The 1732-nt window shown below is 75.4% G+C and carries 2 protein-coding genes and 1 pseudogene; all 3 read right to left on the bottom strand.

Annotated features, from left to right (window positions below; genetic code table 11):
• The coding region (locus tag PINTE_RS21210; protein WP_068434571.1) for a glutaredoxin domain-containing protein at window positions 1-679 on the bottom strand (679 nt) is incomplete at its 3' end.
• A 126-nt stretch (window positions 680-805) separates the two neighbouring features.
• Window positions 806-1402, bottom strand: coding sequence for a 16S rRNA (guanine(966)-N(2))-methyltransferase RsmD (rsmD, locus tag PINTE_RS21205; RefSeq protein WP_068434568.1), 597 nt, complete (start codon window positions 1400-1402; stop codon window positions 806-808).
• Window positions 1399-1732, bottom strand: a pseudogene (locus PINTE_RS23550) (ATP-dependent DNA helicase RecG); the annotation flags it as partial. The pseudogene PINTE_RS23550 and the gene rsmD, both read right to left, overlap by 4 nt.

Below are 1732 nucleotides of genomic sequence, written 5' to 3'. Positions count from 1 at the left end.
TGTGCGGCGTGGCGACGCCTCCCGGCGCGTGGCGGCGGCCCCGGCCGGGTCGTTCGGCTCCCCCCGAGGCGCTCGGGTCGACCTGCCGGCCGCGCGCGCCGGTCGCCGAGCCCGTCCCTGAACCCGTCGCCGAGCCCGTCCCTGAACCCGTCGCCGAGCCCGTCCCTGAGCCCGTCGCCGAGCCACTCTCGGAGCCGGTCTCGTCCGTCTCCGAGAGCCCGTCGCCGAGCGAGCGGGCGGCCGCGACGACGCTCGCCGGATCGGGGTTGGTGCGGGCCGAGCCGTCGGGGAAGATCACGGTCGGGACGGTCTCCGAGCCGTCGTTGAGGTCGCGCACATAGGCGGCGCCCTCCGGGTCGTCCCAGATGTCGACCCAGTCGACGGTTCCCGTCACCCGGGCGCGCCACAGGGCCAGCCGCAGCCGCAGGCAGTAGACGCAGCCGGGGCGCCAGTAGACGACGACGGTGGAGTGGCGCACGTGGCGCTGCAGCGCCTGCCAGTGGCCGGTCGATCGGCGCGCCGCCAGCGGCGACGTCAGGTACGCGCACAGCAGGCACAACACCAGGACCGGTGCGGCCAGCACGGCCAGGTCACTGACGACCAGCTGGGCCGTGACGAGCAGAGCGACGGCGCTCCAGCCCGCCGCATGCCACCACTTGGCCCGCGTCGACCGACTCACGCTGTCGAGAGTAGGGGCCGGTTCGCCTCGCTCGGTAGGTTCGCCTCACCCTCGTGACCATGGTGTGACCACGGCGTCCGATCCGTGGACGAGCCGGGTCGGTTGGGAGCGGGATTCAGCGCATTCTCAAGGCAATTCGGCGAACCAGACGCAGGTTTCGCCGTAGCGGCGGGCGTCGCTGCGGCGCAAACCGGCACCGTCGGTGGGCCAGCTCGGCTCCGGGGATCGGGTCGAGCGCTCCACGACGACGAGGGCACCGGGGTTCAGGTGCGGCACCAAGGCCGCGAGCACCCGCGCGAGCTCGGCCTCGGACAGGTCGTAGGGCGGGTCGAGGAAGGCCAGATCGACGGGGCCCGGGCTGCCGCCGAGGTAGCGCAGCACGGGCTCGGCACGCACCTGCACGCGGCGTTCGGTGCCGAGTTCACCGCGGTCGCCGCCTCCGGCGGAGCGTTCGACGAGCCGGCCGTTGCGGCGCGCGAGATCGGCTGCACGGCGGGCGGACTCGACGAGCACCACGTCGGCGGCGCCCCGGCTCAGCGCCTCGAGCCCGAGGGCGCCGGAGCCGGCGTACAGGTCGAGCACCCGCGCCCCGGCGATGGCGTCGAGGTGCTCCAGGCGGGAGAACAGGGCCTCGCGCACCCGGTCGCTCGTGGGGCGGGTGCCGGCGCCGGCGGGCGTGGCCAGCCGCAGCCCCCCGGCGGCCCCGGCGATGATCCGGGTCATCCGCGCTCCAGGAACGCGGCCTGCTCGTCGTCGATGAGCGAGGCCACCAGGTGCGCGAGCTGCGGGTGCGCCGACAGGGTCGGGTCGGCGTCGAGCAGCGCCGCGGCGTCCTCGCGGGCGTGGTCGATGATCTCCTCGTCGTCGCGGCCGCGCAGCGAGAGCAGCCGCAGCGACGTGCCGCCGCTCTGGCGGGCGCCGAGGATGTCGCCCTCGCGCCGGTTCTGCAGGTCGAGCCGGGACAGCTCGAAACCGTCGGTCGTGCCCGCGACCGCCTGCAGCCGTTCGATCGCGCGCTGCACCGGCTCCGGCGGCGGTGGCGGGGCGCCCCGG

Source organism: Piscicoccus intestinalis NBRC 104926 (assembly GCF_001515525.1).
Classification (GTDB): Bacteria; Actinomycetota; Actinomycetes; order Actinomycetales; family Dermatophilaceae; genus Kineosphaera; species Kineosphaera intestinalis.
This window is presented reverse-complemented; position numbering and strand designations above follow the sequence as displayed.

What these genes read in the sequence shown, in the direction of transcription:
- rsmD (WP_068434568.1), bottom strand. Translation starts at nt 1,402, where the DNA reads ATGACCCGGATCATCGCCGGGGCCGCCGGGGGGCTGCGGCTGGCCACG.